The sequence below is a fragment of the Mesorhizobium sp. M7A.F.Ca.AU.001.01.1.1 genome, from assembly GCF_004022735.1.
In the GTDB taxonomy this organism is placed as follows: Bacteria; Pseudomonadota; Alphaproteobacteria; order Rhizobiales; family Rhizobiaceae; genus Mesorhizobium; species Mesorhizobium ciceri.
In genome coordinates this window covers 1-4,895 of record NZ_RZPF01000510.1, presented here as the reverse complement: position 1 = coordinate 4,895, position 4,895 = coordinate 1, and the positions used below count along the sequence as shown (strand labels likewise).

The following is a 4,895-nucleotide window of genomic DNA, read 5'->3' as shown; positions in this document are numbered from 1 at the left end:
CTGCCGGCGGTCTCCTACGCCAGGATCGCCGGCCTGCCGATGCCCGATCCCGCCGACGACACCACCACGCTGGCGGCCGCCTTCCTGATCGGCGTCTGTGCGATGTGGATTTCGGACGTGCTGTTCGAGTTTGTGGTGCGGAGATTCAAGCCGGGGGTGGAGGAGTAGCTGTTGGCACCGCGTCGTCTGTTGGCTGCTGCCTGACGGAATTACCGAGACAGGTGGACCTGGCGCGGCGTGGCTCTCATTTCCAGGACCGACCGCTGCCCGCTTCGGCTCACGCCGGGGCGGGCTTTTTTGCATTTCCGATCGGCCATTGCTGAGCGGCATTCGAGTTGACCGGTCTCGTCGTCGTCCGTTGTGATAAGCAAGTTAATCATGTCGGTTATGCATAATGATTATTGTTAATTTTTGATTGAAGCACCGAAACTAGATAAAGACTTGAGCGGATGAATTGTTCATATATTGTTAAGCAAGAGGTAGACCACAGAAGACGGAAGCCATCTCCATCATCAAACGGGAGTAGCTTTCATGAACAAGTTCACTGTTATTTTCGCCGCTGTTGCAGTTGCATCGTCCGTTGGAGCCGCCGAGGCAGGTTGTGGGTGCGGAGGTTCGGGCGGCTGGGGAGGCAATTCGAGCAGCCTGATCAATGTTTCGCCGTCCATCGACCTTGGCAAGATCACCGCGCTGAACGACGTGCTCAGCGGCAACAACATCCTGAGCGGCAATGTCGTCTCAGGCATTCTGAACGGCAACAAGACCGGCATCGTCGGTGGCGTTCTGAGCGGGCTCGGCGTGAACCTGCTGGGCGGCAACAGCTACAGGCTGGGCAAGCGCCACTAGGCCGGCGCTGCATTTCAACTGTCGAAGGCAACCCAAAATAGCCCGTTCCGGTGCGCCGGGCGGGCTATTTCGCGTGTCGGGCCGATCAAGCGAGGATGTTGACCGCGCGTGCCGCGACCAGCGCGATGGTCAGCAGCGAGATCATGGCCTCGGCCATCATCAGCAGCTTGGCGCGCTGGGAAAGGGGCAAGGTATCGGTGGGCGAAAACGCTGTCGCATTGGTGAAGGCGAGGAAGAAATAATCGACGAAACCGGGCAGCCAATCTCGGAGGTCACGGTCGTTCAACGTCATCTGCGCGAACAGGAAATCGGCCTGCGCAAGCTTGACGAGGCCGCAGGTCGGCGGGCCGCCGCGGTCGGTGCTCCAGAACCACAAGGCAAAGACGATGACGTTGGTGACCCAGATGTTGAGTGCGTCGATCAGCAGCGTCGTGCCGCTGTTGCCGGCATGGCCCTCCAGCAAGGCACGCACCAGCAGGACCAGCGAACCGCAGTTCATGATGCTGATGATGGCGGTCATGGTCAGGGCTGTTCTGCGGATCATGACCCGAAACTGGCCGATCGCATGCCACTCGTGGTCCTCGACCGCCTTGCGGGTGGCGGCCTGTGTCCAGGCGGTGGCCACCGACAAGGGCAGCAGCAGAGCGGCCTCCAGCGCGGGCGCTAGCCAGCGCGGTCCGAATGAGAGATTGTTGATGACCAGAAGCTGCAGGCAGATGATGACGAGAACGGCCGCACGGGCCATCCAGAAATCGAGCGCACGGTAGTGGATGATGGCATGGTGGTGGCGCATTTATCAAATCCTGGATGCTTTTTGGGGGACGGGAACCGGTCAGGCGTAGGCGACGCCTGCCGCGATCACGCCCGATGCGCCGTGCCCGGCATGTTCAGGGCGCTCCGGGACGGCGTGTTCCATTGTTGTCCTGCTGGCATGTGATGATGAGAGAGGCGGCATGGTGGCGCGAAACTCTGCCTCAATCTTGGTTTTGCCATGGTCACCCAAGTTTACATTTTCGTAAGCTTCGAGTTCTGGGCTGTTCCAAAAACCGTCCGGTGTGATTTATCCACCGCATGACGCGAATCGACGAACCCATGAACGGTTGGCTGCCGGTCGGCAGTTCTGTTCCAGGCGACTGGCGGCAGTCGTCGATCTGGCAGGGGCTGACGCGCTATCCAGAAGCCGGCCTGGCGCTTTTATGCCTGACACAGATCCTGTGCTGGACCGTGGCGCCCGCGCTTGTCGACGTGTCACCGCCCAACGATGTCGTCGAAGGCTTCATGTGGGGCCGCGAATGGGTGCTGTTGACCTACAAGCATCCACAGCTTCCCGGCTGGCTGCTCGAGATCAGCCATCTTCTGACCGGATCGTTCCGCTGGCCGCAATATCTCGTGGCTCAGCTAACGATCTCGGCCACTTTCGTGCTAGTCTATCTGCTGGCCCGCGACATGCTCGGGCGAACCCGCGCGCTGGCCGCCGTGCTTCTGATGCCGTCGCTCTATTTCTTCGGCTGGCCGACCCCACAGTTCAATCATGACTACGCGCAGATGCCCTTCTGGGCCGCTATCTGCTGGCTGTTGTGGCGTGCGGGCCGTGGTGGTGGGCCGGGCTGGTGGCTGGCGCTCGGGCTGGTGTCGGGCGTCGGGCTCTATGCCAAGCTTTCCACCGGCCTATTATTGCTTTTCGGGGCGATCTGGCTGCTGTCGGACACACGCGCACGCAGTCGGCTCGCCACGCCCTGGCCATGGCTCGGGCTCGCGGTTTTCGGCGCTGTCGCCGCTCCACTGGCCGCCGAACTCTGCCGCGTCGATTTCCTGCCGCTGACCTATGCCGCCTGGCGCGATCAGTGGGTGGTGGCTCATCGCTCCCGCTTTTATTATATCGGCGTCCAGATGGCTGGGCTCTGCGGCTTTCTTCTGGTGCTGGCGATATCAGGGCTGCTGCGGCGCTCGCCCGCGCCGCAAAAGCCCGTCGGGCGCGGCACGCTGGTCTATCTCTTGTGGATGGGGGTTGGCCCGGCGATCCTCGTCATGGTGGCGTCCCTGTTCACCGGCGCCGGCGAGGCCTGGGGCGCGCCGATGTACAATCTTGCTGGCGTTGTGGCGCTCGCCTTGCTGGGCCATCGCCTCGGCGCCATCGAGATGCGAAAGCTGGCGATCTGCGCGCTCATCTCCATTGTCGGCATATCCGGTGCCTATGCGGGCATCCGCTGGACGAAATGCAATCTGCGTGGGCGCATGGACGCCGTCTGCTGGCCGGCGCAAAAGATCTCGGATGAGGCAGAGGCTGTCTGGCACGCTGCGACGCCCGATCGGCTCGACATCGTCGGCGGCCATGCCCTTATTGCGCCGCTGGCGGGCCTCAATGCCTATGACAAGCCGTCGATCTTCACCGAACTGAACATGCAGTACGCCCCCTGGATCACCAAGGAGCGGCTGCGCGAGCATGGCATATTGCTGGTCTGGCCCGGGCGCGATGTGCCATCTTATCTGCAGGCGTGGGTGGGCGACATCCCGATCAAAACCGTTCTTTTCGACTGGTCGCTCAAGGCGCCGCCGGTGGCGATCAGCTTCGCAGCCATTCCGCCTGGCGCGCGGCAGTTGCCGGGTGCTATCGACGGCCTCGCCCGACCGAGCAACTGAAGCAGATCCGCCGGTCCGCTGGACGAAGCAGGTGACAATGCCCATCTATGTCCAGACAAACTTGCCTTTGAGGAGACGTGATATGGCGACTTCGACCGAACGCGCAGTCCTTGCCGGTGGCTGCTTCTGGGGTATGCAGGATTTGATACGGCGCTATCCCGGCGTCATTTCCACCCGTGTTGGCTACAGCGGCGGCGACGTGCCCAACGCCACCTACCGCAACCACGGCAGCCATGCCGAAGCCATCGAGATCAATTTCGATCCGGCCATCATAAGCTATCGCACGCTGCTGGAACGCTTTTTCCAGATCCACGATCCGACGACCCGCAACCGCCAGGGCAACGATGTCGGGACGAGTTATCGCTCGGCGATCTATTACACCAGCGACGAACAGAAGCGCATCGCCGAGGACACGATCGCCGATGTCGATGCCTCGGGCCTGTGGCCGGGCAAGGTCGTCACCGAAGTCGCACCCGTTGGCCCCTTCTGGGAAGCCGAGCCCGAGCATCAGGACTATCTGGAGAAATACCCCAACGGATACACCTGCCACTTCGTCAGGCCGGGGTGGAAGCTGCCGGTTCGGGAAAAAGCGGTGCCGTAGATACACTGATACGACAGGATTTGAGAAGCCGCGGAGCGCTCGCTCCGCGGCTTCTTTTCATTGCAATTCCTACTTGCCGCAATGGTTGTCATTAACTGTCGGCGCGGTGGTGCCCGGCGACGTTCCACTGGCATCGGGCTGTGCGCCCTGCGGATGGGCAGGGCAATTTTCATCCGCGTTTGAATTCGTGGCGCCCGGTGCTACCGTCGTACTGTTGGTCGTGCCGGGGTCTACCGTGTTCGGCGAAGCCGGCGTATTTGGGTCGACGGTGACCGACTTGCCGCTGCCGCCGGATCCGTCGGTGCCGCTTGTGCCATTGCTCTGCGCCATGGCCGATGTCGCCAGGCCAATGGTGAGCGCCGAAGCTGCGAGGATTTTCATGAACATGGTTTGTCTCCATTGTCTGTGAACTCGTCGCGTAGCGACTGGTGGGACAACCTCGCGGCCTGGTGAAGGTTCCCGATAAATTCTCGCGCCGGCAGAGCCAACCGCTCCCGCCCTGGCGCAATGCTTTTGGCGCAGTGCGATAAAAAAAACGGCTTTTCCTTCAACTCGAATGATGCTTTAAGGCGCACATCCACAGGGGTGCTCCGTACGGTCGGGGCTGAGACGGGGGCGGCAAGCCCACAGACCCTAGAAGCTGATCTGGGTAATACCAGCGGAGCGAGGCGGGCGATGTTTTCAGGCGCACAGATTTCCCTATATCCCATGACCGACGATTTCGTCGGTGTCATCCTTGGCGCGCTCGGTGCGCTCGATCCCTGGCGCGACAAACTCAGGATCGAGACCGACGACATCTCGACCTTGC

Annotated in this window: 6 protein-coding genes and 1 riboswitch; of the genes, 4 read left to right on the top strand and 2 right to left on the bottom strand. The window is 61.5% G+C overall.

Annotated elements, in window-relative coordinates:
* Positions 1 to 531: 531 nt before the first annotated feature.
* Complete coding sequence (locus EN884_RS25715; protein WP_013530790.1) at positions 532 to 846, top strand: hypothetical protein; 315 nt, start codon at positions 532 to 534, stop codon at positions 844 to 846.
* An 85-nt stretch (positions 847 to 931) separates the two neighbouring features.
* On the opposite strand, the gene EN884_RS25710 is transcribed toward EN884_RS25715, so the two are convergent.
* Positions 932 to 1,639 (bottom strand): hypothetical protein, encoded by a 708-nt coding sequence (locus EN884_RS25710; RefSeq protein WP_013530791.1) that lies wholly within the window; start codon positions 1,637 to 1,639, stop codon positions 932 to 934.
* Positions 1,640 to 1,938: 299 nt separating this feature from the next.
* On the opposite strand from EN884_RS25710, the gene EN884_RS25705 reads away from it, so the two are divergent.
* Positions 1,939 to 3,486 carry a glycosyltransferase family 39 protein gene (locus EN884_RS25705; protein ID WP_063170277.1) on the top strand — a complete coding sequence of 516 codons (1,548 nt, stop codon included), beginning with the start codon at positions 1,939 to 1,941 and terminating at the stop codon, positions 3,484 to 3,486.
* Between the two features lie 82 nt (positions 3,487 to 3,568).
* The gene (gene msrA / locus EN884_RS25700; RefSeq protein ID WP_013530793.1) at positions 3,569 to 4,087 is read left to right on the top strand and encodes a peptide-methionine (S)-S-oxide reductase MsrA; all 519 of its coding nucleotides are present in this window, start codon (positions 3,569 to 3,571) and stop codon (positions 4,085 to 4,087) included.
* Positions 4,088 to 4,156: 69 nt separating this feature from the next.
* Here the strand turns inward: msrA and EN884_RS25695 are convergent, their stop codons facing one another.
* Positions 4,157 to 4,474 carry a hypothetical protein gene (locus tag EN884_RS25695; RefSeq protein ID WP_013530794.1) on the bottom strand — a complete coding sequence of 106 codons (318 nt, stop codon included), beginning with the start codon at positions 4,472 to 4,474 and terminating at the stop codon, positions 4,157 to 4,159.
* Between the two features lie 184 nt (positions 4,475 to 4,658).
* Positions 4,659 to 4,772, top strand: a riboswitch (TPP riboswitch).
* Between EN884_RS25695 and EN884_RS25690 the strand changes: the two genes are divergently transcribed.
* Positions 4,763 to 4,895: Ykof family thiamine-binding protein (locus EN884_RS25690; RefSeq protein ID WP_245491989.1), on the top strand; the 133-nt coding region annotated here is incomplete at its 3' end. Its footprint overlaps the riboswitch before it by 10 nt.

Coding starts and splice junctions, on each gene's coding strand:
- EN884_RS25715 (WP_013530790.1), top strand. CDS start 532: ATGAACAAGTTCACTGTTATTTTCGCCGCTGTTGCAGTTGCATCGTCC.
- EN884_RS25710 (WP_013530791.1), bottom strand. CDS start 1,639: ATGCGCCACCACCATGCCATCATCCACTACCGTGCGCTCGATTTCTGG.
- EN884_RS25705 (WP_063170277.1), top strand. CDS start 1,939: ATGAACGGTTGGCTGCCGGTCGGCAGTTCTGTTCCAGGCGACTGGCGG.
- msrA (WP_013530793.1), top strand. CDS start 3,569: ATGGCGACTTCGACCGAACGCGCAGTCCTTGCCGGTGGCTGCTTCTGG.
- EN884_RS25695 (WP_013530794.1), bottom strand. CDS start 4,474: ATGTTCATGAAAATCCTCGCAGCTTCGGCGCTCACCATTGGCCTGGCG.